A 26,552-nucleotide genomic window follows, 5' to 3' on the forward strand; every position below is an offset into this window, starting at 1 on the left:
GGATGTTACTTATGTGTACGTGGTACGGTGGGCGTCAGATATCCGTCGTCCGGGCTCAATTTCCTTTCTTGGTCGGAGATTATAAAAAACATGAAGATATTTGCTCCTGTTGCATTAATACTGCTATTTGTGGCCTCTCCATCTTGGGCTATTGAATACCGAACTATTGAGAATTCGGCAGGAAGACCGGTATTTGAGGCGCGGTTCTTTGATGTGGGCGACGGGCCCTTCGTGGAGGATGAGGAGGAATCGCATGAGTCGGTATGGGCATGGCGTGCGCCACTGAAGGAGCTGATTGTCACCGGTCTGGAATACTGGGCGGAAGTCATACAGCCCGTCGGTGACGCCGCGCAGCCTGCCATAATAAATATCGGCACGGACGAAGAGGAGGAAAATGCCTTCGGGGCCTCACCCCTGGCGAACGACGGCTTGGGGCCGAAGACGCTTTTGCAACACATCTTTCAAGGGCTCCCCGTAGACGAGAGCGATCTTGAGACCGGGGCGCATGGCATATTCGGGCTTGGTGACGCAGACTATCAAAATACTACGCTTACACAGATTCCACTATCCGAAAACGATGATCTGTTCTCCACGACCATTCATGAGACCGCACATGGGCTGGGTTTTACCAGCGAGGCTGACGACGTGGACGGCGAATTTACTCCGCACTTTGGCAAGGTGCTAGCCGGCTGGGCGCCTTTGATGATCGATGATAATGGCAATCGTGCCCGGCCGAATCAGGCTGTGCTGTGTGACGGCTGCAACAACGTTTATGATCCAGCCGGATTCGACGTGCGTCGTGATCAGGGTCTGCTTGTCGGCCCGAACATCTTAGAGGCGCTCGACGGCGGGCTGCCGGGAGTGCCTATCAGGATGTTGGACGAAACGGGTTCGGATGTGGATGACAACAATATGAGCCACATCGAACTCAAGAACAGTCTTATGAGCCACCAGAATTACCGAAATTACAAAGTATTCATGGAGGCCGAGCTCGCCGTTTTGCAAGACCTGGGCTACACGATAGATCGCCGAAACTTTTTCGGGCGTTCGGTGTATGGAAGTGGGCTGGACATCGTTAACCACCAAGGTTTTTTCGCGCGTGACGCAGCAGGTACACAATACCTGAGAGGTCAGTACAACCAAGCAACGCTGGGGCTTGGCCTGCACGTTTATGGCAGCCATAACCGGGTTCGTCAGGTCGGTGATTTATTGGCCGCGGGTGCTGGCGGAGCGGGAATACGGGTTGATGGCGAGCGTAACACCATTATCATCGATCCTGGGGTGCGCGTATACGCGAACGGCATTGATGGCCAGGGCGTCATGTTTACCTACGGTAAGGATCACGTGCTGGTGCAGCGGGGCGATGTGCAAGCGCAAGGTACAAGAGGCGTAGGGTTGCGTTTCGACTTCGGTTCCAACGCAATCGGAAATGAGCAGGAGCATCGTGGTTCGTACATTCGTACGATTGACGGCGAGCCAGCCGATTTGCTGCCAGAGCTGCGTGGCGCGCTTGTACGCCGGGCAGATATTACCGGCCGTGTGGCCGGGCGTAAGGCGGCCATCTACATATCTGCGAACGCCCACGTGGGCAGCATTAACTTGATGCAAAACGCCCGGGTAGAGGGCGATATTGTTTCTCACTATGCAGAGCGCGACGCGTCCGGTAAGTTGCGCCTGACAACGGTTTCTTTTGGTCAGCGCGCTGATGCCCGAGGTCGGGCAACCGGTGTTGCGGATCCTGACTTTCGATTTGCCTACACGGGCAATATTCGTGGGAAAAACAATCTGGCTCTATCTTTCGAGGGCGGTCAAACAAGCCTGAATGGCACGCAGGAGGTGCATGGCGCGACGGTACAGAAGGCGGCAACGCTGTCGGGCACGTCCATTTTTAAAATGAGCCCTGGATCCTTGTTTGTGAACCACGGCACGCTTGCTCCCGGAAACTCCTTCGGACGCATGACCATTGATGGAGACTACCAGCAGACGTCTTCCGGACGCGTGATGGCGCAGTTCGATGCGAGCGGGGCGCATGATGTGTTGGCCGTTAGTGGTACAGCGGATCTTGCGGGTACGCTCGAGTTCGTCCCAATGGCTGACTGGTACAACAGCGATTGGAGTATACAAACAGGCAGTGTCATTGATGCAGCCGCCCAGTCCGGTGATTTCGAGACGATCAAGTTGACATCTGAGTCGCCTACCCTGGATTTCAACGCAAGCGCGCTGAGCGGTCAACGCTACATGTTGAGTGCCAGCCGTGCTGACGATGCATACAGTCAATATGGGCAGAACGACAATGAACGGGCAGCAGGTCGGGCGCTGCAGCGCCTGGCTGGATCTGCATCCGCCGGTACGCAGTCGTTTTTCCGCACTCTTGATTTCTCTGCGGCAAACGGCAGTCAAGTGAGCCGCATGCTGCCTCTCGTGTCGCCGGCTGGTTATAGCGTCAGTCTTTCCTCATCATTGCAGCACGAACGAGATGTGCTCAATACCGCCCTGGATGGTTTTTCTCAGGGTCTGCACAAGCGTGATTCAGAGTGGAGAGGGTTTGCCATTGCCTTTGGTGGTGAGAGCAGGCTAGACACCCGCGACACAGTCGTGGGCTACGATGCGAGCACTTATGGCCTCGTTATCGGTGGAGGCCGGCGTTTGAATTCACAATCGGATATTTCCTTGGCTGTGCACCTTGATATTGCAGACCAGTCGGTAAAGCTCAAGTCCCCGCAATGGGGCAAGGTGAAAAACAATAGCTTCGGTATGGGTGCACAAGTGCAATACCGGCCGGATGCCTTGGCGGGCCCGTATGCTTCTGGTGGCTTTCGGTTCGGCATTGAACGCGGCTCCATGGATCGCACGGTGGTGGTCGGTGATTATCGCGCTGCCCATTTTGCTGACTGGACAGGCCATAGTGTCTCCGCGCAAATTGGCGGAGGATATCGCTGGCGTCTTAGCCCGACTGTGTCGGCAGGGCCCGTCGCATCGCTCAACTACGCCAGGGTGTCACGCCCTGGTGTGGATGAGTCGGGTGCGGACGCTACGCGTTTGCTCCTTGATAGCCAACGTGTCGACGCACTACGCTCCAGTATCGGGGTAGGTGCCAGCATGGTACTACCCCTGCAGAACGGGGGCGAAGTAACCGCGCAGGCGCGAGTGAGCTGGGATCATGAGTGGCTGAATCGGGACGTGGTGCAAACAGCACGCTTCGCGGCAGGGCCGGCGACTTCTTTTGAAAGTAAGAATGCAGTGTCGTCGCGCAATAGTATGGGTCTGCGTGCAGGGCTGGCCTGGCGGCTCAGCGATAGCTTTTCCGTGGGCACTGCCCTGGCGGGACGGTTGGGCAGTGGCTACAAGGCGTTGGAAGGCCAGTTGTCGATGCGGTGGTCATTCTGACTCAGGCAAACATGGGATAAGCCTCACGAGTCGTTGGTGTACTAAGGCGTTTTGGGTCAGAGGCTTATTTACAGTTGGCTACTATTTACCTAAGGCAAGCGTTCTTCCATAAACGCACATTGACATGGCCGTGTAAGTGGCAATTTAGATACGGCGTTTCACCCACCAGCGGGAATTCGGGTCATTTGATTTATGAGCGAAAGTTCATCGTCCTTTTGAACATAACGTGCGCGCCGCTTTCGGCGCGTGCCGCCCGGCCTGCAGTGAGCGATTGCCGTGGTATCCGAGATTGTCGTGGTAGTCGATCAGGCCGCCGGAATGATCGGGCCGGGCGTGACCACGCGCATGGTTCTGCGCATCAGCGGCGGCGTCAATGCAGCAAATGTCAGCATCAGCAGGCCGTTCATGATGCACAGGGCCGCCAGGCCCCAATGCACGTAGACCAGCTTGAACAGTTCAATGCCCACTGCCTGTATCAGCATCATGATCAGGCTCATGACCGCGGCCACGACCCCTTTGGGCTGATCGGACGCCATCAGGGTAAAGCGATACAAGACCGCAAAGCTAATGCCTTGGGCAAACGCCGAGAGCGCCAGCCCGGCGACCAGCCCCAGGTATGCAAAGGACGGAATAAAGCCGGCCAGAATCAGCAGAACGCCGCCGGCGATCATCAGGGGCATGGAAAAATACACCGATTGCCCTACCGGAAAGCGCGGCGCATATTTGGCCAGCGCCAGATTGCCGACAATCAGGCTGATAAAAATGGGTAACTGGGACAGCCCGTAGCCCATGTTGGTCATGCCCATGTCCTTGATCAGAAATACCGGCGACAGGCCGATCCAGACCAGCATGGGCAGCACAATCAACGGAAAATAAAGCGTCAGTTGCATGAACAGGTTGTTCTTGAGCACCAGCCGGTACTGCTGCCAGATCTGCGCCGGCGGTTTTTTGGGCAGGGCCAGATTGACTGTTTCGGGCATGTGCAGGAACAGCCCCACCAGCGAGACACAGGCTATCGTGGCGATGATGACAAAGCCCCAGTGCCATGACACCACGCTAATCAGGGCAGCGCCGGCCAGCGGGCCCAGCAGGGGAGCGACCATGGAAATATTGGCCATCAGCGCCATCACGCGAATGGCCGTCAGCTCTTCAAACGCTTCCTGTATGCTCACATAGCCGACCGCCGCAATGAAGCACAGCCCCATTCCCTGCAGGAAACGCAGCAGCATGAACCATTCGATGGTGGGGGCCAGCAGAATCAGAAAATTGGTCGCAATGAAATACATCACGCCCGCCAGCATAATGGGGCGCCTTCCGTAGCGGTCGGACAAAGGCCCGATCAGCCAGGTCAGACAGGCGCCACCCAGAATATACAGCGACATGGACGAGGCCACCCAGGCGTCGTCTACGCCATATTCGGCGGTGATGGTGAGCATGGCGGGCTGAACCATGTCGTTGCCGATATAGGCGGACAGCTCATACAGCACCATGGCCAGGGGAAACAGCAGCATGGACAGGCTGATAAACCGTTTGTCAGAGGGCTTGCGCGAAGAGGGAGGCATGGGGAAACAACCAGGAAGATGTGCCGAATTATACCAAGGCGGCAGTGCAGCTGTGATTTAACCACTAAAATAAAGGCTTCTTTGATCAGCGACAAGTATTGCGCCTAGTACAATTGCAATAATTGTCCATTCTGTGTTTTTTATTCCCCCTGAAGGTACGTTTTACAATGGCCGCATTTCTGGAAGGCAAAGTCCTCAGCATCCACCACTGGACAGACAGACTGTTCAGTTTTACCACCACCCGCGATCAGGCATTGCGTTTTTCCAACGGGCATTTCACCATGATCGGTCTGCCTGTCAATGGCAAACCGTTGCTGCGTGCGTATAGTATTGCCAGCGCCAATTATGAAGAGCACCTGGAGTTTCTCAGCATCAAGGTGCCCGACGGCCCGCTCACTTCGCGCCTGCAGCATATCCAGGTGGGCGACAGCATCATTGTGGGTCGCAAGCCCACGGGAACACTGCTGGTGGACTATCTGCTTCCCGGCAAACGCCTGTATATGCTGGCCACCGGAACCGGGCTGGCCCCCTTCATGAGCCTGATTCGCGATCCGGAAACCTACGAGCGTTTTGACGAGGTCATCCTGGTGCACGGAGTACGTTTTGCCAACGAACTGTGCTATCACGACTACATTACGAATGAATTGCCCAAGCACGAGTTCCTGGGGGAAATGGTCTCGGAAAAGTTCAAGTACTACCCGGCGGTCACGCGCGAGCCATTCCGCAACGAAGGCCGGATCACCGCGCTGCTGGAGTCCGGCAAGCTGTTCACGGACCTGGGCGTACCCGCGCTGAACCCCGAGACCGACCGCGCCATGATTTGCGGCAGCCCCGAGATGCTGCGCGACCTGAAAACGGCGCTGGAGCGTCGTGGTTTCAGCGAAGGCAACACCTCGCGCCCCGGTGCGTTTGTGATTGAACGGGCGTTTGCCGAGCAGTAATCCTGCTTATCGGCCAAGCGCCACTCTGGTGTTTCCAGGGCATGTCGGCAGTGCAGCAACCGGTCACGGCGGCCTTACCGCCACCGGCGCTGGCATGCAGTTTTTGACGCTCTACAGAGATCCAAACTGACGCAAAACATGCTGCCAGCACGTCACGGCACCTTATACGTCACGGCATGCAGGCTGCGCTGTGCCTATGCCGGCTCCCTGGCTGGCCGCAACAGTGTCAGCGATTTGCGTGCCCGGGTGCAGGCGACGTAATACCGGTTGCGTTCCACATCGGGAGCGTCGGTCTGGCTGCGGAATGTCGTGTCTGCTGTGTCATAGACCAGTACATGATCATATTCATGACCTTTGGCTTCGGTGACCGTAAGCAGGGGCACGCCGCCGCGTGTACTGCAACGGGCCGCCACGGCGGCCAGTACTGCGGGCCACGCCTGTATTGGCATCGGCTGTTGCTGCAAATACATCAATAATCCCTCCCAGCCCTGTAGCAGCGATTCGTCCAGCAGTCGCTGGGGCGTGGTCAGGTTCCGGAACAGATCGGCCTGCCGTGCAAACGTCTGCAGCGCATCGGCGGCGCCGGCGTCCGGCGCTTGCGGCGTGGTCAGCCACAGCTGCAGCGCATGCTTCAGGCTGGGGCCGAACACCGCTTCGCGTGCGGCGAGCCAGTTTTCCATGTACATGCGCAGATTGCCGGGCGTTAGCCCCGTTTGCGCCAATTCACGCACCGTGTCGGGCGCCAGGCAGCCGGGCAGCGAAGCAAATTGTCGCAAGGCCAGCGGCAGCGTACGCAACTGGGCGGTGGCTTGCGGAAAACGCAAGGCATACAGGATGGTCGCAATGCCGATTGCCGGTGTGCTTGCCAGCGGCCAGGCCAGTTTGATCGAGGCAGGGGCGTGACACAACAGGGAAAATGCGGCGCGAATCCGGTCCGGGCCATGACGGCAGACGATAGTTTGTTTGCCCAGGGGGGCCAGTGCGCCGGCGTCCTCCCAGTTGCCACTGCAGTATGTCACCGGCGTATCGGAGAGGATGCCCGAGGTAATGGTCCGCTGTGTGAGCTCTCCTGCCAGTGTGGCCAGTTCCGGGCCGAAGCGATAGCTGGTCAGGCTGTTTACCCGCCTGGCGGAAAAATCCCGGACAAAAGCGTCGAAAACCAGCTCCGTATTGGCGCCGCGCCAGGCAAAGATGGTCTGGTAACGGTCGCCTACCGCCATCAGCCTGTGAGCGTGCCGGCCAATGCGCGACAGCAGCATCAACTGCAGGGGCGTGGTGTCATGAAACTCGTCGATCAGCACAAACCGGTAGGCAGCGGCGCTGCCAGGCAGTTCGGCGCCATTGTCCAGCGCTTCAAGCAAGTCATAGGAGGCCTCGGATACCAGGCGAAAGCCATACATGCCTTTGCTGCGCTCCGGCTTATAGGCCGGATCCAGCAGGGTGTCGTCCGGATCACTCGCTTCGGGTTTCCAGTGGGAGCGCAGGGCGTCATAGCGGCGGAAAACGGCGCGCACCAACTCGGGCGGATGGTGCAGGCCATCGCCGAAAGCGGCCTGTTCGTCCTCTGTCGATTCAGCCTGCCAGGCCAGGGATGCCCGGTAGTAATCCAGATCGGACATCAGTTTTTCCATGGCGTCTGTGGACAGGGCGGGCGCCTGCAGCGTCACGGCGTCGTCCTGTTCGGACCTGTCCTGCAGGTCTTGGCAGACATCGCTCACCAGATCGGGCAGCAGGTCGGTCACAATGGCATGGCGATCCAGTACATAGCGTTCATCGCCCAGGCGCCGCAATAAAAAGTGTGCCAGGCCGTCAATGGTAAAGATGTGCAGATTCGTATTGGATCCCGGTTCCAGGTTGTGCGCGCGCATATAGTTCTGCAGGACGTCACGGCCGGCACGGCTGAAGGTGACCAGCAGCGTGCGGCCCTGTGTCACGCATTGCTCCGCTTCCCGGGCAATCAGCGTCGTTTTGCCGCTGCCGGCCACCCCTTCGATCAGCAAGGCGCGATCGGGGTATTGGTCAAACAGAAGCGGAGAACTTATCATATTGAATTTAAATAAAAAATTAACTGCATTAATGTGTACCGAAAGTAAATTCTCAAATAACTGTTACTGTCTTGAGGCTGTCTGCCGGAGTCGTCATAATAGCAATAATCAGGGTAAAGAGCGGCCCAAATACCAGGACCGCGCCACCCGACATCAACAAATCATCAATCAGGAGCCAATATGACCGACCGTACCCAGGTTCACAGCCTTCAGATCGCCACCGTGCTGAAAAATTTCGTTGATCAGGAAGCCCTGCCGGGCACTGGCGTTGACGCCGACGCATTCTGGAAGGGACTGGACGCGCTCATCAACGACCTGGCGCCGGAAAACAAGGCGTTGCTGGCCGAACGCGATCGCATCCAGGCCAAAATGGATGAGTGGTACCGCCAACATCCGGGCAATATTGCCGATATGCAGGTTTACAAGGCCTTCCTTAAGGAAATCGGCTACCTGAAAGACGCGCCCGAGACCGTGCAGGTCAATACCAGCAATGTTGATTATGAAATTACCAACCAGGCCGGCCCGCAGCTGGTGGTGCCCATCACCAATGCCCGTTATGCGTTGAACGCTGCCAATGCCCGTTGGGGTAGCCTGTATGATGCCCTGTACGGCACCGATGCGCTCAGCGAAGAGGATGGCGCAACGCGCGATGGCGGCTATAACCCCAAGCGCGGCGAAAAAGTCATTGCCTTTGCCCGTGACTTCCTGGATCAGACCATTCCGCTGGAAAACGGCTCGCACAAGGATGCAACAGCCTATACCGCAGAAAACGGCGCGCTGTCGGTGACCCTGGCCGATGGCAGCAAAACCACGCTGGCTGATGTGGACCTATATCTGGGTCACCGGGGCGATGCGGCAGCCCCCGAGGCGCTGATTTTCCGCCAGAACGGCTTGCATTTTGAAGTGCAGATCGACAAATCCAATCCGATCGGCAAACAGGACAAGGCGGGCGTCAAGGACGTCCTGCTTGAAGCCGCCCTTTCTACTATCATGGACTGCGAAGACTCGATCGCTGCAGTGGACGCTGAAGACAAAGTGCTGGTGTATCGCAACTGGCTGGGCCTGATGAACGGCACACTGGCCGAAGAAGTGTCCAAAGGCGGCAAAACCTTCACCCGTAAACTCAATCCCGATCGCCAGTACACCGGCAAGGACGGCAAACCGGCTACGCTGGCCGGTCGCTCGCTCATGTTCATTCGCAACGTGGGCCACCTGATGACCAATCCCGCCATTCTGGACAAGGACGGCAATGAAACGCCCGAAGGCATCCTGGATGCCGTGTTTACCAGCCTGGTAGCCATGCATGACTTGAAGCGCGACGGCGGCAACTCGCGCAAGGGTTCTATCTATATCGTGAAACCCAAGATGCACGGGCCTGATGAAGTGGCGTTCGCCAGCAAGCTGTTTGGTCGAACCGAGCAACTACTTGGATTGGCGCCCAATACCATCAAAATGGGCGTGATGGACGAAGAGCGTCGCACCAGCGCCAATCTGAAAGCGTGTATCGCGGCTGCGGCCGATCGCGTGGCGTTCATTAACACCGGGTTCCTGGATCGTACCGGTGATGAAATGCACACGTCCATGGAAGCGGGCCCCATGATTCGAAAAGGAGACATGAAAAAATCATCCTGGATCGATGCCTACGAAAAACGCAACGTGCTGTTCGGCCTGGCTTGCGGGCTGCAGGGCAAGTCGCAGATTGGCAAAGGCATGTGGGCCATGCCCGACCTGATGGCCGATATGCTGGCACAAAAGGGCGCGCAACTGAAGGCCGGCGCCAATACGGCATGGGTTCCTTCGCCAACGGCGGCTACCCTGCATGCGCTTCACTATCACCAAACTGACGTTGTGCAAGTGCAGAACAGTCTGAAAAATGATACCGACGAGCGTCTTGACGCCTTGCTGACCATCCCGGTTGCCGACAACACCAACTGGTCCGACGCTGAGAAACAGCAGGAACTGGACAACAATGCCCAGGGCATACTGGGTTACGTGGTGCGTTGGGTCGACCAGGGTGTTGGTTGCTCGAAAGTGCCCGATATCCATAACGTTGGCTTGATGGAAGACCGCGCTACGCTGCGCATTTCCAGCCAGCATATGGCCAACTGGCTGCGCCACGGCATCGTAACCGAAGAACAGGTTATGGAAACCATGAAACGCATGGCCGGCGTCGTTGACAAACAGAACGAAGGCGATGCCCTGTATCGTCCCATGACAGGCAACTTTGAGACATCTCCAGCGTTCCTTGCTGCATGCGATCTGGTCTTCAAAGGTGTGCAGCAGCCCAATGGCTACACCGAGCCTCTGTTGCATCAGTGGCGTCAGAAAGCCAAGCAGCAGTACGGCATTAAATAAGGTACTGCTTATTGCTTCGCGCTCGTTTTAAGCGCAGGCATGGCAGTGTCAAACCGGTAGTCTTAGAATGCACCTTAACAGATGGATGATGAATCCGCTGTTGAGGTGCATTTTTTTACGCATCGGGGTATAGAAAACAAGTGTGGCCTGACGCTGTCGGATCTTGAGTGGGCAGACAGTTCATTGTACAATGAGCGCTTGTAACTCGGAGTTGGCAATGAGAACCGTAAGCTATAGTCAAGCCAGACAGAACCTGTCGGCAACAATGATTCAGGCGGTAGAGGATAAGGCCCCTGTTCTGATCACGCGCCAGAATGGCGAGGCCTGTGTCTTGATGTCGCTTGAAGAATACAACTCACTGCAAGAAACCGCTTATTTGCTCCAGTCTCCCGCCAATGCCAGACGATTAATGGATTCCATCGAGAATCTGAAAAGTGGCAATGCCAAGGAAAGAGGGTTGATTGAGTGAAGCTGACGTGGTCGGAAGAAGCGTGGGAAGACTATTTGTACTGGCAGGACGCTGATAAACGGATGGTAAAAAAAATAAATGAACTATTGAAAGATACCTGTCGCACTCCGTTTGAAGGCATCGGCAAGCCTGAGCCGCTAAGGCATCATCTTGCCGGTTATTGGTCAAGGCGTATTACATTGGAACACAGGTTGATCTATGCCGTTGCCGATGATGCTTTGTTGATTGCTGCTTGTCGCTATCACTATTGATATTGCTCCGCGATCAGTTCAAGCGCGGGCATGATCATCGGACCGGCCCTTTAGGGGGCCGGTTTTTTTCTGGCAACGATCTAATCGTCACGCGGGGCCGCGCTATCGATCGTTGCAAGTGACAATGCGCACAAGTAACGTTAGGTTACGTTTCGGTAAGCTACGCGCAACACCCGGTAAACACTGACTTTACCGGGTGTTGGCCGAGGACGGACACGTACTGTTGCACCTGAAGCGATGACACGACACACGCCTGACATCATCCCTGCCTACACTCTGCCGGATAACTCGGAAGCCAAGCAGCAATGGCGTTCATTATTCTTATAAGCGATTGAAACGGTCGCTATCGGGTCTCACGGTTGTGTCAAGCCTGTTACTGACAGGCCAGGGCAGCGGTGAAAAACAGGCGTATGGGAAAAATAATTCAAGCCATCACGGTCAAAAGCGAAGGTCATTTTCTGTTCCGTGAGTTAAAGGGTCATGAAGCCGTATCCACACTATTTGAGTATCACGTGGATCTGGTGTCAAAAAGCCAAGCAGAGAATCTGGAGCAACTGCTGGCGACGCCGCTGACGGTAACGGTGGCGCATGCCGGACGGCAACGCTTCTTCAGCGGCCTGATCACAGAAGCCCAGTTCGTGGGGCGCGAGAGCCAGACGTCCGAATACTACATCTATCGATTCACGGTCAGGCCATGGCTGTGGTATCTGACGCAAACGTCTGATAGCCGGATTTTTCAGAACCAGAGCGCATTGGCGGTGATCAGGCAGATTTTCCAGAAATATCCGTTCGAAGTCGAGTACCGGCTTGCCGAAAGCTATCGAGATTGGGTGTATTGCGTGCAATTTGATGAAACCGATTTCAATTTCATCAACCGACTGATGCAGCACGAGGGAATCTATTACTGGTTTCGTCACGAGCAGGGCAAACATGTGCTGGTTGTGGGGGATGCGGATTCGGCGCATGGTGCCATCGCGAGTGATGCGCGCATTCCCTATTATGCGCCTGACCGGCACAGCCGCCCCGATACACAACATATTGATCGCTGGATGCCGCGAAAAGAGGTGCATCCGGCTACCTACTGCACGGTGGACTTTGATTTCAATAAGCCGCTGGCCGGGCTGGACGTCAAGCGCAAGGCTGTCGGGCTCGTGCAGCAAAAAATGGAAATCTACGATCCCATGGGCGGGTATATCGAGCCCGAAGACGGCGAGCGTTATGCACGAGTGCGGCTCGAGAGTCTGACGGCAGAAAACGAAACCGTGGGTGCGCAGGCCAATCATCCCGACCTTGCCGCCGGCCATACCTTCACTCTGAAAAACCATCCTGATCAGTCTCAGAATACGTCGTGGCTAGTGCTGCGCACGAATTATCACCTGAAGGAAGCGCCCGGCACGTCAACGGGCGGTGCAACGTCATGGGAGCACCTGATCCGCCTGCGTTTTACTGCCATTCCGACGCACGTTCAGTATCGTGCGCCGCGCGTGACACCAATCCCACGCGCCACCGGCCCGCATACCGCACTGGTGGTCGGGCCGGCAGGAGAAAAAATATGGACAGACAAATACGGTCGGATCAAGGTGCAATTTCACTGGGATCGACAGGGGCAGCGCAACGATGAGAGCTCGTGCTGGATTCGCGTCTCCAGCCCCTGGGCCGGTGGCGGCTTCGGGGGCGTGCAGATTCCGCGGGTCAACGACGAAGTCATTGTCAATTTTGTAGGCGGGTTTCTTGACCGGCCAATTGTCGTCGGACGGGTTTACAACGCCAGCAACATGCCGGCCATGAATCTGCCGGCAGATGCCACCCAAAGCGGGATCAAGACCCGCAGCAAGGATGGCACGCCTGAGAACGCCAACTCCATGCTTTTCGAAGATCGTCCCGGCGCCGAACAACTGTCGTTCGGCGCCGAGCGCGACATGGATACGCATGTCAAAAACAATGAAAACCTGAGCGTGGCCGGCGCGCAGGCAGGTACGCACGGTGGCGCCACTACGATGAACGTGGGTGGAATCGACGACAATATCTTTCGCGGCCCGTCGACGGAAACAAATGCGGCCAACCACGAGCGAAATATCATCGGTATGTCAAATGACATTGTCACCGGTCCCCGCACTCACAGCGTAGGGGCGACGGCGGTAACTGTGATGGGGCGTGGTTTTGTCCAGAATGTCAATGCCGGTCTGGCGAACTTCACCTATAGCGGTGGTCGCAGCCGCAAGGTTGAAACCGATTTTTCCCACACGGTTTCCGGCCCGGTCAGGCGCATCGTCAATGGCACGGAAAGCAGCACGATCACCTCGGGCGGCTATTTCAAGCAAGTGATGGGTGGCCCCCTATCCATGAAGGCAGGATCGGTGGATATGAAATCCACAAGCGGGCTGTCGCAGTTCAATGCCAAATCGAAACTCAATCTGGCCTCTGGTGGTCCGCAGAGCCTGAGCAATCTTGCAACGCTGAGTCATACCTCGACGCAGCATAGTGAGACGCATGATTTTTCATTCAAGCTCAAAGGCTTGAAAAACACCACCGAAGATGTGTATCAATCCGCCGGCGTCGTTTCGGCCAGTCTGTTTGGCATCTCCTCCAGCATGGCGGCCACGTCGTTGCGCATGAGCGCCGTTGGCCTGGTGGCTACGCCGTTGCAGGGAGACATGAACGCAGCAAAGATCGAGATCTCTGGCTTCAAACTGAAAAAATACGGATCGGGCGAAGAGAACTTCGTGATGGCGGTGTTGATTTCAGGTCTGATTACCAGAAACTGAGTACAGGAAAAGAGGAACACGCATATGCTGGCAACCACGCAACTGATGGGACTGGATCTGGGATTTCCAGACGTCTGTCTGACGCCTCCGGCGCTGCTGCCGATTCCCTATCCGGACATGGGATTTCCGATGATGGCCATACCGATTGCGGTCACCATCCTGTTCATGGGAGGATTTGCCCACAACATGATGACCACCATCCCGCTCACACTGGGTGACTTTCCCGGCGTGGGGACGGGCATCCTGTCGCATACCGTTGTCGGCCAGTCGCGCCGCCTTTTCCTCAATTCATACACAACCTTCCTGTTTGGTACGCCGGCCAACCGCCTGTGTTCTTTCGGACTGCAGAACATGTTCAATATTATCGGTTTCACATTGGTGCCAGGCAATTTCATTGTCAGCATCCTGGCGCCATGAGCAGCAGGGGCGAACAATGAAAAGGATCTTCCGGCTGCACGGCGATTTTCCCGACGGTCAGTTGCTGCTGCGTTCACTCAAAGGACAGGAGCAGGTATCGGGTCTGTTTGAGTTCACACTTGAAATACTCAGCGAGACCCCTGCGCTGGACATCAAAAGCCTGCTGGGTGGGGCGCTTGCAGTGGAGGTAGAACAACAATCATCTTCACGCTTTATCAACGGGATTGTGACGCGCCTTCGGCGCACAGGCAGGGATTCGTATCCGCCGAAATATTACGTTTATGAGGCCACGCTCAGCCCATGGCTATGGTATGCCACGCAGACCAGTGATTATCGAATTTTCCAGGACAAAAGCATCAGGGATATCCTGAGCGAAGTGCTGGGTGAATATGGTTTTGCGTTGGATCTGCGGCTTGTTGAGCATTATCGCAAGTGGACGTACTGCGTGCAGTATGACGAAACCGATTTTGATTTCGTCAGCCGCCTGATGGAACACGAAGGTATCTATTACTGGTTCGAACATGACCAGGGCAGGCACACCCTTGTGCTGGCCGACGACATGGGTGCTCATCGTGCGGTGCCAGGTTTGTCACGGCTGCCATATTACAGCCGACATCATCTGGTTAACCCGCTGCAGGAGTATGTAGAAGTATGGCAGCCGCGGGTTTGTCTGACCCCCACCGCTTATGCCGCGACCGATTATGACCTGAACAAGCCGCAGGCGCGCCTGGATGTGCGTCAGTTGGCCCAGGGCAAGGCAGGCCACAGCCTGAATCTTGAGCAGTACGATCCGATGGGTAGTTATACCGAGCCGGAAGAAGGCGCTCATTATGCCCGCGTGCGCATGCAGGCCCTGGAAATGAAACGACAGACTATCGCGGCCACCAGTAACGCAAGGGCCTTGTGCGCTGGCCATACCTTTGTACTGAAAAACCATCCAGACAAGGCGCAGAACCGCGAGTACCTGATTGTCCGCAGCCATTACGAGTTCATTGAAGCGCCGTACCACAGCGCAGCCAGCACCGGTCAGGCGCCGGTGAACCAGCATGCCACGCTGTTGACGACGATAGAAGCAATCCCGGCAAACGTCCAGTATCGCCATCCGGCGCGCACGCCCGAGCCGAGAACCAGCGGGCCACAAACGGCCCGGGTCGTCGGACCGGCAGGCGAGTCGATCTGGACTGACAAATATGGCCGTATCAAGGTTCAGTTCCACTGGGACAGATATGGGAGCAAAAACGAACGCAGTTCCTGCTGGATCCGGGTTTCCAGCCCCTGGGCCGGCGGCGGTTTCGGCGGGCTGCAGATCCCTCGCGTGAACGAAGAGGTGATTGTCGATTTTGTCGGTGGTCATCCTGACCGGCCCCTTGTGGTCGGCCGGGTCTATAACGCAGAGAACATGCCGCCGGTGACGCTACCGGAGCAGGCAACGCAAAGTGGTTTTCATACGCGCACCAAGGACGGTAGTCCGGATGCGGCCAATACGGTCATGTTCGACGATAGTCAGGGCAGTGAAATGCTCAAAATGGTGGCCCAGAAAGATATGCAGAGCCGCGTAAAGAATAATGCCAATCATCGGGTGGGCGGCATGTCGGCTACCAATATTGCCGGTGCACATACCTGGAGTTATGGCGGACTGTTCAACAAATTGGTGGCACAGGCAGCCACCTACCAGCATGAGAGCGGGCATCGGTTCTCGGTAGCGGCCGACGCCACAGACTCTGTGGCGCAGCGACAGAAACGCGAATACACCGGCGCCAACACGCTTTCCGTTGGGGGGGCCGAAACGCTGACCGTTGCGGGCGAACCGGCGCTGCATGCATTCAATCAGGGAGTGCAAAGCACATTGAACGCGCATCGGACCGATAACATTACCGGCGCGGTGGTCCGCAATTTTGACAGTGGCGAAGCTGTGACGGTGAGCGGGCTGTTCAGTAAAAGCGTGGGGGCCGGTGATGCCATTATGAAAGCGGACAGTTTCAAAGTGGATGCGGGCGGTCCATTCAAGCTCAATTGTGCTGCCACATGGGAAGCCTATGCGCAGTCCGACATTCTGATGAAATCGGGCAGCCTGATCAGAGAGTCCACGCTGATGCAGTCGGTCAATCCGTCGACGTTGCATGAACAGAATATCAAGGTGGCGATCGGGGTCAATGGCATTAATTCGCGCGCCAGCAAGAGTGCCGATACCAGTGTTGCCGTCAAGCTGGCTGCTGGCGGCATGTACGATGCCATGCAACTGAGCACGGTATCGCTGGTGGGAGCGCAGGTAAAGCTTGTTGGCAACAGCAATTCTATCGATCTGGTTTCCATCGGTCTTATCGGCGCCAATATGTCGCTTGGCAAGACCGACAGAAAATATGTATTCAGGATTGAGATATGAATATGACAAGTGGCATTGGCGCATGAAAATTTCCAAGCCATTCTGCCTGAGTATCCAGATCAGGCCGTATCGCTGGCGCGGCCAGGCCCATATCGGCCTGTCTGCCGCCATTCTGGTGGATAACAGCAAGGGATATCCGGTGCTGCAAAATGAAGCGGGGCTTTGGTCGTTTGTTGCCGAGCATCTGAACGCCGAGGGCATTCTGGACCTGGGTATGCCCAAGCCACAAGCAGAGTTTCTGGTGTCGGGCAATGCCTATACTGCGCACTCGGAAGACAAAACGCAGTGCCGCGTTCAAGTGCAGGTCAATGATCGTGTCAAGCAAGTGCAGGTATACGGAGACCGTTACTTTTTGGACAATCGCATTACTCCGGCGCAGCCTTTTGAACAACTCCACATCGGCTGGCAAAATGCCTATGGCGGGCCTGGCTTTGCGAATAACCCGATGGGCAAGGGGACGGTAGAGGAAACCATCCATGGGGTGCGCGCCAGACGGATGCCCAATGTGGAGTGGCCCGATTATCCGATTCGTGATTTCCGGGAAACCATTCACCCGGCCGGGTTGGGGGCACAGAGTATTACCTGGCCGGTTCGCTTTGGCAAAGTGGGGACGTATTCAGAACAATGGCACAAAACTGATGCGCCCGGCTTCTTTCCCGATATGGATCCTAGCCTGTTCAATGCCGCCATGCCCGACCAGATCTTTGAAGGGCAGGCACAACTGCCGCCCAACACCGAATATCGCGTATGGAATATGCATCCAGATAAGCTGTGCTGGCAGGGCACGGTGCCGGCGTGGCAGGCCAGATGCCTGGTGCAACTGCAGAAGGATGCCGGCACTGCGCCCGAGACCCACGATGTCGAGCTGGTGCCGACCACGCTCTGGCTGGTGCCGCATCTGGAAAGCTATATTGTGCTGTTTCACGCAACGCTGCCGGGCTGGCATGACGACGGCGAGGAAATCAAACATATCCTGGGCGCCCTTGAATGGAAGTACTCTCCTAAAACGCATGACCATTATCTTCGCTACATGCAAACGCGGCTGGATCATGATGAATCGGCGTTGCTGGCCTATGAAGACGCGCAACTGCTGCCTGAAAACCTGCAAACGGCAGGGTTCGATCTCAAGCCTGACTTAAATGGCGCCATGTGGGAAAAGCAGCATCGCCTGCAACGTTACCTGCTGCTGCACGCGCGTTCCGATCTGGCCGGCATGGGACTGGATGCCGAACACTATTTGCCGGAATTTGTCGGCCCCCGGCCACAGCCGGGCATGGAGCAGTTGCTGGAAAAACAAAGGCAGCGCAATCTGGCGGTCCGCGAACATCGGGCCGAACTGGTCCAGGCCAAAGCGGCGGCAAAACGCTTCAAACAATCGGGCGGCAAGGACAAGACGTTACCGGCCCTGCTCGGTGAACCGGATTTTCTTAAAACCATCGAAGATATCAATGCCAGGACCAGAGTGCCGGATCCGGGCAATAAACAGCCCAATCGCGCGCTGGATGAACTGCTGGCGCAAATTAGCCAGGCGCAAGCCAGTGAAGACAATAGCCCTATTGTCCAGCGGCAGCGCCATCGCGGCTTGCTGTTTTCCGCGCAATACCAATCTGGCACCTACGTGCTGGATCAGACCATAGCCAGAGAGCGGCGGGAAAAGGCCATCCAGGCGGCACAGACTGATCGAGACCTGAGTGGCATGGATCTGACCGGTGCCGATTTGACGGGCCTGGTCTTTGACAATTGTGATTTCAGTCAGGCGGTGCTGATGCGCGCCGACATGACTGACGCCAAATTCATTCAGTGCAATTTAAGCGAAGCCGTGCTGTTCAGTGGCACATATAGCAAAACTCAGTTTGAGCACTGCCGGTTTCACACTGCCAATATGTCGCGTACGCGCTTTGATGCCGTTTCGTATTCCAGTTGTGATTTTCATCAGGCGATTATCGATGAGTCCACGTTCAGTCGCTGTGATTTTTCCGAAGCGACATTCAGTGAATCCGTATTTCGGAACGTGCGTTTTGAGAATACGACCCTGAATGCATTGGCGCTGGATGCAACCGTGATGCTCTCATGCTCACTGGATCATGTGGCGGCAAAGGAGGCAAGGCTGAACAAGTGTGCATTTTATGAGTGCATTTTTACCGCCAGCGCCTTTGCCGACTCCTGGCTGATCCGCTGCGCCTTTGCCTTATGTGAGCTGTCTGGCATGTCGTTTGCCGGATCCGTCATGAGCGCCTTCACCCTGATTGCAGAAAAGCCGGTGGTCGATTGCGATTTCAGCCATGCCCGGATCAGCGATGGCAGTATGCGTGGTGTTCATTTTCAGCGGCCGCGCTTTGTGCAGGCGGTTATTCGCAATACCGATTGTTCCAAATCGGTTTTTGAACAGGCAGACTGTCGTGGCTTGGAAACCCCCGATGGCGTTTTCATGCGGACTGAGTTTCGGCACAGCGATTTTACGGCAGCCAACCTGATGACAGGCCTGTTCAGGAAATCGACGTTTGTTCGTACTAATTTTAGCAAGGTCAATTTTTTCCGGGCCGATTTTGCCCAGAGCAATATTGACGCGGGCAGCCTGCAGCATGACAACTATACGCAGCAGATTCAGCTGGAACCCACGCAGAAAAAGGAATCAGCATGAGCCTGACTGATGCGCAGCTGCGGGAATTGGTGGATAACGGCGTACCGATTCTGAAAATATCGCTCAAAGAGCGGAATTTGCGCGACTGGAACCTGTCGGGTGCGCTTTTCGAAGGTGTTGACTTCACGGGTGCCCAACTCGATGGCGCCAGGCTGGACGAAAGCGTATTTTCCAACTGCTGCTTTGACCGTGCCAGCCTGAACGAATGCTACGGTAATACCGTATTTTTCAACACCTGTGTGATGGCCGGAACACATTGGCGCCAGTCCCTGCTGTTTCAGGCCAAATGGCATGATTGTGATGTACGCGACGCCGATTTTGATCATGCGATGATGGACGAAACAGTATTCATCGGCTGTCGTCTGGCAGGCGTGCGCTACACCGGCGTTCAGGGTAGAGAGATGACGTTCATGAAGTCGGATATGGAGCGGGTCGATTTCTCACAGGCTCAATTGTTCAAATCCACACTGTTTGGGCTGGATTTGAAATCCGCTATTTTTCACAAAGCAAGCCTGGTCAACGTGATCTGGCTGCAGTCGGATCTGAGCGGTCAGAATCTGCAGGGACAGGACCTGGAGCGTGGCGTGTTTACCGAGGCAATCCTTGACGGCGTGTGCCTGGCCTCGGCCAATCTGGTGCAGGCCGCTTTCAAGAGTGCGAGCGTCAAAGGCGCGGATCTGCGCAGCAGCAAAGGCCAGTTCATTGTTTTTGCCGATGCGGATCTGAGTGGTGCACGCTGCGATGCTGCGCAATTTGCGCAAAGTGTATTCGTAGATGCCATCACGGACGATGCCAGCTTTGTGAATGCCAACCTGTCCATGTCTGTATGGCATCACGCCAGTGCGCGTCAATGCCGCTTTGATCTGGCTCAGCTGGATCACACCGATTTTTCGTATGCAGACCTGTATCGGGCGAGTTTTGATGATGCCAGGCTGAATCGCACCCGCTTTCACCGCGCGCTCAGTGATGACCTGAACCTGAAGCGGCGTGCAGGCGCCCTGGAAATAGACCCGGAACTGTATGAGGCCGAGTTATGGAGCGAAACGCAGCGCGCCAGGGCTTTCCCGTAGCACTATTGACCCAACCACGATAGACAGAGCAGAGTCATGAACCGTATAGTCAATGCCATCACGCCGCTGGGCGACGCGCTTAAATTCAAGTCCCTGCAGGGCCATGAAGGGCTATCCTGCCTGTCCGAATGGACGGTGCGGTTTGTTTCAGAACACGCGAAGCTGGATCTGCAATCCATGCTGGGGCAATCTGTGACATTCGAAATAGAGACGGGCGCATCACCCCGTTTTCTGAACGGCGTTGTGACTGGCTTCGAATTACTGCATCGCGAGACCGGGACACCGCGTTATTACATTTATCAGGCGACGGTCAGATCATGGTTGTGGTACGCGACGCAGAACAGCGACAACCGCATCTTCCAGAATGAAACAGCAGTCGACATTATCACAAAGGTGCTTGGAAAATACGACTTCGATGTTGAAGTCCGGCTGATGAACAGTTATCGCAAGTGGGGCTATTGCGTCCAGTTCCAGGAAACCGATTTCAGTTTTGTCAGCAGGCTCATGGAGCACGAGGGCATCTATTACTGGTTCCGCCATGAAGCATCACGTCATGTCCTGGTGTTGACAGACGAGGCCCAGTCGCACGATCCGTTGCCGGTTTTGCCTGTGATTCCCTTTTATCCGGACGATCGGCTTTCCGTCGCCATGCAGGAATGTATTGCCGACTGGCAGGTGTCGGGCGAGTTGACGTCCACGGGCTATGCCACCATGGATTACGACTTTCAGAAGCCGCTGGCAGACATGAGCGCCAAGCGCAGGACGAGTCTGCGGGCAACCCAGAGCCTGGATCTGGAAATGTATGAACCCATGGGTGGGTACGTAGACTCATCCGATTCTGAACATTATGTCAAAGTGCATCTGCAGTCCCTGCAATGTTTGCAGGAGCAGGCTGTGGCTCGTTCAAATGTGCGGACGATGGCGCCTGGTTATACCTTCACGCTGAAAAACTACCCTCATCAGGCGGAAAATAAGGCATATCTGGTTGTTCATACTGACTATGACATACAGAATCCGGCCTATGCCAGCCATGATCAGCCCGATGACGAAGCACGGTATGTTGTGGCCTCCCGGCATATTCCTGCCAATGTGCAGTATCGCGCTGCGCGTAGTACGCCCATCCCGAAAATGAATGGCCCGCAAACGGCAACCGTAGTGGGTCCGCAAGGCGAAGAGATCTGGACCGACAAGTACGGTCGTATCAAGGTACAGTTTCACTGGGACCGTGAAGGCGCAATGGACGAGAACAGCTCGTGCTGGATACGAGTGTCCAACCCCTGGGCCGGCGGTGGTTTCGGTGGGGTGCAAATCCCGCGGGTGCGCGAAGAAGTGGTGGTGGACTTCATCAACGGCAATGTCGATCGTCCAATCGCGGTGGGGCGAGTCTACAACGCCAGCAATATGCCACCTGTGAATTTGCCGGACGATGCCACGCAAAGCGGCTTTCTTACCCGCAGCAAAAACGGCACGCCCGCCAACGCGAACAAGCTGATGTTTGAAGACCGGCAGGGCAGCGAACTATTGGCCATGGTGGCTGAAAAAGATATGGATACGCATGTCAAGAACAACCAGACGCACGACGTGGCAGGCAATGTCGTGTCCGCTATCGGCGGGCTACGCTCTCACACCGCGCACAGCACCTCAGATATCACCATGGCCGCCGGCGCGGTCAAAAACTACCAGGCGGATCACAATCGGACCGTACAGGGCTCACTGGACGAACAGATAGGCGCCAATCTGCAGCAGTCGTTCAATGATGGTGTGGACGAAACCATTACGGGAGCGCTGACCAGCACCATTGGTGGGCAGGCCAGCCATACGTTGCAGGGATTGCATATCACGACCACCACCCATGATGAAGAGACGGTCAATGGCACCGTGTCGGAAACCGTCGGAACCGGGGAGACCAGCAATATCAAGTCGGGTTCGCAGTTGCGGGCTGGCGACATCACCATGGCGTCGCCCACGATCTATTCCGAATCCACCCAGGAAGAAATTGATATCAAGGCGGGTGGCTCGCTGGACATCAGCTCTGCCGGCCCTGGAATTGTGCAGACACCGGGCAAGATCATCAAGGAGAGTCCGGTCAATGTGGAAACGGCGCTGATGCTGGACAACAATACCGTCACCAGAAAAAAGAGCTACACGCTGGATTTGAGTGTGGATGGTATCAAGGATGTGATGGTCGCGGGACATAATCACAACCAGAATATTGCCGATATCAAGCTATACGGCATGGGTGACTCCATGCAGGCAGCCAACATCGGCCTGTATGGCGCCAACATTCAGCTGGGCGGGCAGGATCAGAAAATGGGTCTGCTCAACGTCAACATCACAGGCATTGAGCTGGACAAGGGCTTTAAGATCAAACGTCCCGGCGGTGGCGGCGGCGTCGGTACAAAAGGCAAGGGCAAGGACGGCAGCGGGGGTGATGGCGGCAAGGGCGGAAAAGGCGACAAGGATGGGAACGGGAACAGGGGGGATGCTGAAAAGCCGCCAGCAAACTGCAAGCGCTGTATAAACCTTGACACTTCAATTAATGTATTGAGCACTGCTGCCAGTATGGCGCCCATGGGAAGTGGTGCCGATGCTACCGCTCAGTCCGTCTGCTTTGCGATGGGTGACGAGACATTTTCGCATTTGGATTTTGAACTGCCTGGTGCCATTCCTATCATTTGGAAACGTACCTATCGATCCAACTGTACTGCCTTTGATGAAAGGGGGGCTTTGGGGCACCGGTGGCTTAATGATTACACGATCAGAATCGATGACAATGGAAAAAATTTGATTTATTTGTGTGGAGAAGGACGTCAAATCGACCGTCCATATCTGGATGTCGGTGAGTCATTTTACGACCGAAAGGAACAGTTTACGTGGAGCCGGCCCTCTGTCGACACGATTATGGTCAATCACAAGGACCGCCGCAGAGAACTCTATAAGCAATCAGAAAATGGATTTAAACTGCAAGTAATATACGATATAAACGATCTCGCGACGCACTTATTCTATACGCAGACAGGGCTGCTTTTACGACTTGAAACAGATATACACACAGTAAATTTCGAGCATGATGATAGTGGGCGTATTATCCGCATCGGGCAACAGCGCAATGACTCAGAAAGCGGAGGTTCTCTGGATGAAACGCTTGCCAGCTATCTCTATGACGAACAGGGGGATCTTGTCCAGGCGACTGATGAGTATGGCAATAAGTATCACTATACCTATTCGAACCATTTGATTACACGTTATACGGACAAAACCGATAGGGGAATAAATCTTGAATGGGACGGTAATGAACCTACGGCTCGCTGTCTGTTGGAATATGCAGATGACGGATCCCGTGAAACGAGGTTTTCATGGGATCGGAAAAACAATAGCAGTTATGTGACGGACGCGTTGGGGCAGACAACCCGCTATGTTTACAATTCGGAAAACTATATTAATGAAATACATTACAGCGACGGAACAAGGCTGGTCCGTACGCGGGATGAATTCAACAATATCACGTCGGTTACGTTCCCCGACAGTACGAGCAGACGCTTTATCTATGACTCTCGTGACAATATGGTTGAAATGGTTCGTCAGGACGGCTTAGCTGTCCGATGGGAGTATGACGAGTTCAACCGTCCTGTTCGCATCCACGAGCCGTCGGGCGCGCTCTGGCAGCGGGAGTATGATAAACAGCGTAATCTGTCCGCGCAGGTGGACCCACTTGGACATCGTACAGAATACGTATACAACAATCAGAGACTACCTATTCTTGTCGTAGATGGAAAGCAGAATACAAAGCGTATTACATATACTGCGAGCGGCCAGATAAAAACCTATTCTGACTGCTCAAATAAGACGACCACGTGGAGTTATGATGATCGCGACCGTGTTTGCATGGTCGTTAACGCAGAAGGTGAGGTCCTCTCCTATACATATGCAGAAAATGGCACGGTAGCGGGAATAGAGCATGACAGGAAATTGATTGTTCAATTGCAATACGATGCGGAGAACCGACTGCTTGAATATAAGGATGCATTGGGCCGAACTCGAACCTATGAATATGATGCTTCAGGAGATCTGATATTACGTGTGGATCCTTTGCAGCAAATTTTTAAATATAACTACGACAGGAAGGGCAGACTCTCTGAGTTGGTGAACGAAAATGGAGATATGACAAAATTTAGTTATGACCCGCTTGGTAGACTGGTTATGCAAATTGGGTTCGATGGTAGGTCCACAGAGTACCATTACGATAAGTACACGGGTGTGCTGACCAACATGCGTGTGGAAAATAAGATCATATCATTTCAATACAATATTTTACGCCAGATGATTTCGCGTTCCAGCCCATCCGGAACGGAGCGCTTTGAATACGATGCTGCAGGACGGTTAATTCAAGCGAATAATCAGAATTGTCAACTGACATATTCATACGATCACATGGGTAACCTGCTGACCGAAGATCATAGATATATATTGGACGATATTGAACGCCGTTATTGCTGGAAGCATAGTTATGATGAGCTATCAAATCGTGTTTCGAGTAAACGACCAGATGGAACAGAGATCGATTTTCTGCGCTATGGATCTGGATATTTACATGGGATTCTTGTAAACCAAAATAGTGTCGTCGATTTTGAGCGCGATAACCTGCATCGAGAGGTCAAGCGCACTGGGGGCAACGAAGTTTTTCAGAATAAAAGTTATGATAAAACAGGACGATTAAGCCGACACGCGGTAACGATAGGTCAATACGTGCCGCAATCTGTTTTCAACCGAGAATATCACTATGACGGAGCAGGACGATTGAAAATAGTCGACGAATCCGCCGTCGGCATGATTCACTATCGCTATGATCCTCTGGACAGACTCATGTCGGTGCGAACACCCCAGTTGGACGAATTGTTTACTTTCGACCCGGCGGGAAATCTTTCGCGACATGAAGAGCATGTTGCCGTTGATCGAATGAATGGACAGCATGACAACCGCCATTTGTCGGACAATACTCTGCCAGAGCAAGTATCTCCTGTGCTGGGAAACCTGCTGAAAAATATTGCTGGCATACACTTTGAATACGACTCAAGGGGTAATGTGACCAGAAAGGTTTCACCTGAGGGAACGCAGCAATTTCATTGGGACGGATTTGATCGACTGGTACAAGTAGACCGTCGCAATAACGATAGGCCTGAATTCACGACTGTCCGCTATTTTTATGATCCCATCGGGCGTCGGATCGGCAAATGCATATATGCATCGGACTCAACATCCTTGGCCGGTCCCATTCTTTACGGTTGGGATGGCATGACAATGGCATTCGAAGAATCCGGAGACGATGTGGGATCTGTCACACATTATCTATATGAAGACGACGGGTTTGAGCCGTTGATGCAATATGTGACAACTAAGCATACTCAGTCTGCTGCTGGTACAGCACGAAATCATCGCCTGTATTATTACATCTGTGACCAAATTGGCACGCCGCAGTCCGTGTTGAATGATACAGGGGAAGTTGTGTGGCGAGCCCAATACAAAGCGCTTGGGCCAGCGACCATTGTAACGGACAGTGAGGACCAAGCCTTTGTCAACAACCTTCGATTTCAGGGACAGTACTGGGATGAAGAGTCGGAGCTGCATTACAATACTTTCCGGTATTACGATCCGCAAGTGGGTCGATTTATTCAGCAGGATCCCATCGGTTTGGTCGGTGGCGAAAATTTGTACTTGTATGCACCCAATCCCGTAGGTTGGAGCGATCCTTTGGGTCTTGCGAACCGGCCGAATAATGGGAAATATCATATTTTTTTCAATTACATACTCGGGGATGGCGACCGTTTTGCCAGTGATGCGGTGCAGTTCAGGCTGGCAGACAACAGACTTATGGAAAGAATGAATTCGGACCCGACGTTCAGAAGGGATATCCTGCGCAGACAGCCCGAGATGGCCGGTTGGCTAGATAATCAAAATGGGAAACGAACTCCCGGTTTTACCTGGCATCATCATGAAGACACTGGTCGACTCGTGCTGGTAGATCGTAACGACCATCGAAGTAATCATGCTCTATATCACCCGACAGGAAAAGGAGGCCGTGATATTTGGGGTGGCGGGGAGCAGGGAAGAAACGGTAAGCTGGATGGCCGTACGGGTGAGCCTAAAGCATGTTAATCGTTTTGCGTTATCCTGGTGCCATATCGGTCGAGACGTGTGAACTGGTTCGTGCGGGTATTCAGATCGCTGAATTGGGCTTTGGATATGTATAAATATACGTTATGTATTTT

13 protein-coding genes are annotated in these 26,552 nt (G+C 54.7%); 11 read left to right on the top strand and 2 right to left on the bottom strand.

What is annotated here, in order from left to right:
* Window positions 1-90 precede the first annotated feature (90 nt).
* The gene (locus tag ACTIKR_RS01790; RefSeq protein ID WP_442327011.1) at window positions 91-3,387 is read left to right on the top strand and encodes an autotransporter outer membrane beta-barrel domain-containing protein; all 3,297 of its coding nucleotides are present in this window, start codon (window positions 91-93) and stop codon (window positions 3,385-3,387) included.
* A 305-nt stretch (window positions 3,388-3,692) separates the two neighbouring features.
* Here the strand turns inward: ACTIKR_RS01790 and ACTIKR_RS01795 are convergent, their stop codons facing one another.
* Window positions 3,693-4,949 (bottom strand): MFS transporter, encoded by a 1,257-nt coding sequence (locus ACTIKR_RS01795; RefSeq protein WP_193088184.1) that lies wholly within the window; start codon window positions 4,947-4,949, stop codon window positions 3,693-3,695.
* Window positions 4,950-5,116: 167 nt separating this feature from the next.
* On the opposite strand from ACTIKR_RS01795, the gene ACTIKR_RS01800 reads away from it, so the two are divergent.
* Window positions 5,117-5,890, top strand: a complete 774-nt coding sequence (locus ACTIKR_RS01800) for a ferredoxin--NADP reductase (RefSeq protein WP_193088185.1) — start codon at window positions 5,117-5,119, stop codon at window positions 5,888-5,890.
* A 194-nt stretch (window positions 5,891-6,084) separates the two neighbouring features.
* Here the strand turns inward: ACTIKR_RS01800 and ACTIKR_RS01805 are convergent, their stop codons facing one another.
* Window positions 6,085-7,935 carry a UvrD-helicase domain-containing protein gene (locus ACTIKR_RS01805; protein ID WP_193088186.1) on the bottom strand — a complete coding sequence of 617 codons (1,851 nt, stop codon included), beginning with the start codon at window positions 7,933-7,935 and terminating at the stop codon, window positions 6,085-6,087.
* Between the two features lie 180 nt (window positions 7,936-8,115).
* Here ACTIKR_RS01805 and ACTIKR_RS01810 point away from each other — a divergent pair, with 180 nt between their 5' ends.
* The 9 genes from ACTIKR_RS01810 to tssI all read left to right on the top strand — a co-directional run bounded on the left by ACTIKR_RS01810 (window position 8,116) and on the right by tssI (window position 26,439).
* Window positions 8,116-10,290 carry a malate synthase G gene (locus tag ACTIKR_RS01810; protein ID WP_193088187.1) on the top strand — a complete coding sequence of 725 codons (2,175 nt, stop codon included), beginning with the start codon at window positions 8,116-8,118 and terminating at the stop codon, window positions 10,288-10,290.
* Window positions 10,291-10,507: 217 nt separating this feature from the next.
* A complete protein-coding gene (gene yefM, locus ACTIKR_RS01815; protein WP_128393681.1) occupies window positions 10,508-10,759 on the top strand; it encodes a YoeB-YefM toxin-antitoxin system antitoxin YefM in 252 nt (83 codons plus the stop codon).
* Complete coding sequence (locus tag ACTIKR_RS01820) at window positions 10,756-11,010, top strand: Txe/YoeB family addiction module toxin (RefSeq protein ID WP_128393682.1); 255 nt, start codon at window positions 10,756-10,758, stop codon at window positions 11,008-11,010. The genes yefM and ACTIKR_RS01820 overlap by 4 nt, the downstream gene beginning before the upstream one ends.
* A gap of 410 nt (window positions 11,011-11,420) precedes the next feature.
* A complete protein-coding gene (locus ACTIKR_RS01825; RefSeq protein WP_193088188.1) occupies window positions 11,421-13,775 on the top strand; it encodes a type VI secretion system Vgr family protein in 2,355 nt (784 codons plus the stop codon).
* Window positions 13,776-13,799: 24 nt separating this feature from the next.
* A complete protein-coding gene (locus ACTIKR_RS01830; protein ID WP_014749107.1) occupies window positions 13,800-14,192 on the top strand; it encodes a DUF4150 domain-containing protein in 393 nt (130 codons plus the stop codon).
* A gap of 16 nt (window positions 14,193-14,208) precedes the next feature.
* Window positions 14,209-16,575: a type VI secretion system Vgr family protein gene (locus ACTIKR_RS01835; protein ID WP_193088189.1), complete on the top strand. Its 2,367-nt coding sequence runs from the start codon at window positions 14,209-14,211 to the stop codon at window positions 16,573-16,575.
* Between the two features lie 22 nt (window positions 16,576-16,597).
* Window positions 16,598-19,216, top strand: coding sequence for a DUF2169 family type VI secretion system accessory protein (locus ACTIKR_RS01840; RefSeq protein WP_193088190.1), 2,619 nt, complete (start codon window positions 16,598-16,600; stop codon window positions 19,214-19,216).
* Complete coding sequence (locus tag ACTIKR_RS01845; RefSeq protein ID WP_193088191.1) at window positions 19,213-20,286, top strand: pentapeptide repeat-containing protein; 1,074 nt, start codon at window positions 19,213-19,215, stop codon at window positions 20,284-20,286. The genes ACTIKR_RS01840 and ACTIKR_RS01845 overlap by 4 nt, the downstream gene beginning before the upstream one ends.
* Window positions 20,287-20,322: 36 nt before the next feature.
* Entirely contained in the window at window positions 20,323-26,439 is a 6,117-nt protein-coding gene (gene tssI, locus ACTIKR_RS01850; RefSeq protein ID WP_442327012.1) for a type VI secretion system tip protein TssI/VgrG, read from the top strand.
* The last annotated feature ends 113 nt before the right edge of the window (window positions 26,440-26,552 follow it).

This window comes from Advenella sp. (assembly GCF_052108595.1).
Taxonomy (GTDB): Bacteria; Pseudomonadota; Gammaproteobacteria; order Burkholderiales; family Burkholderiaceae_B; genus Advenella.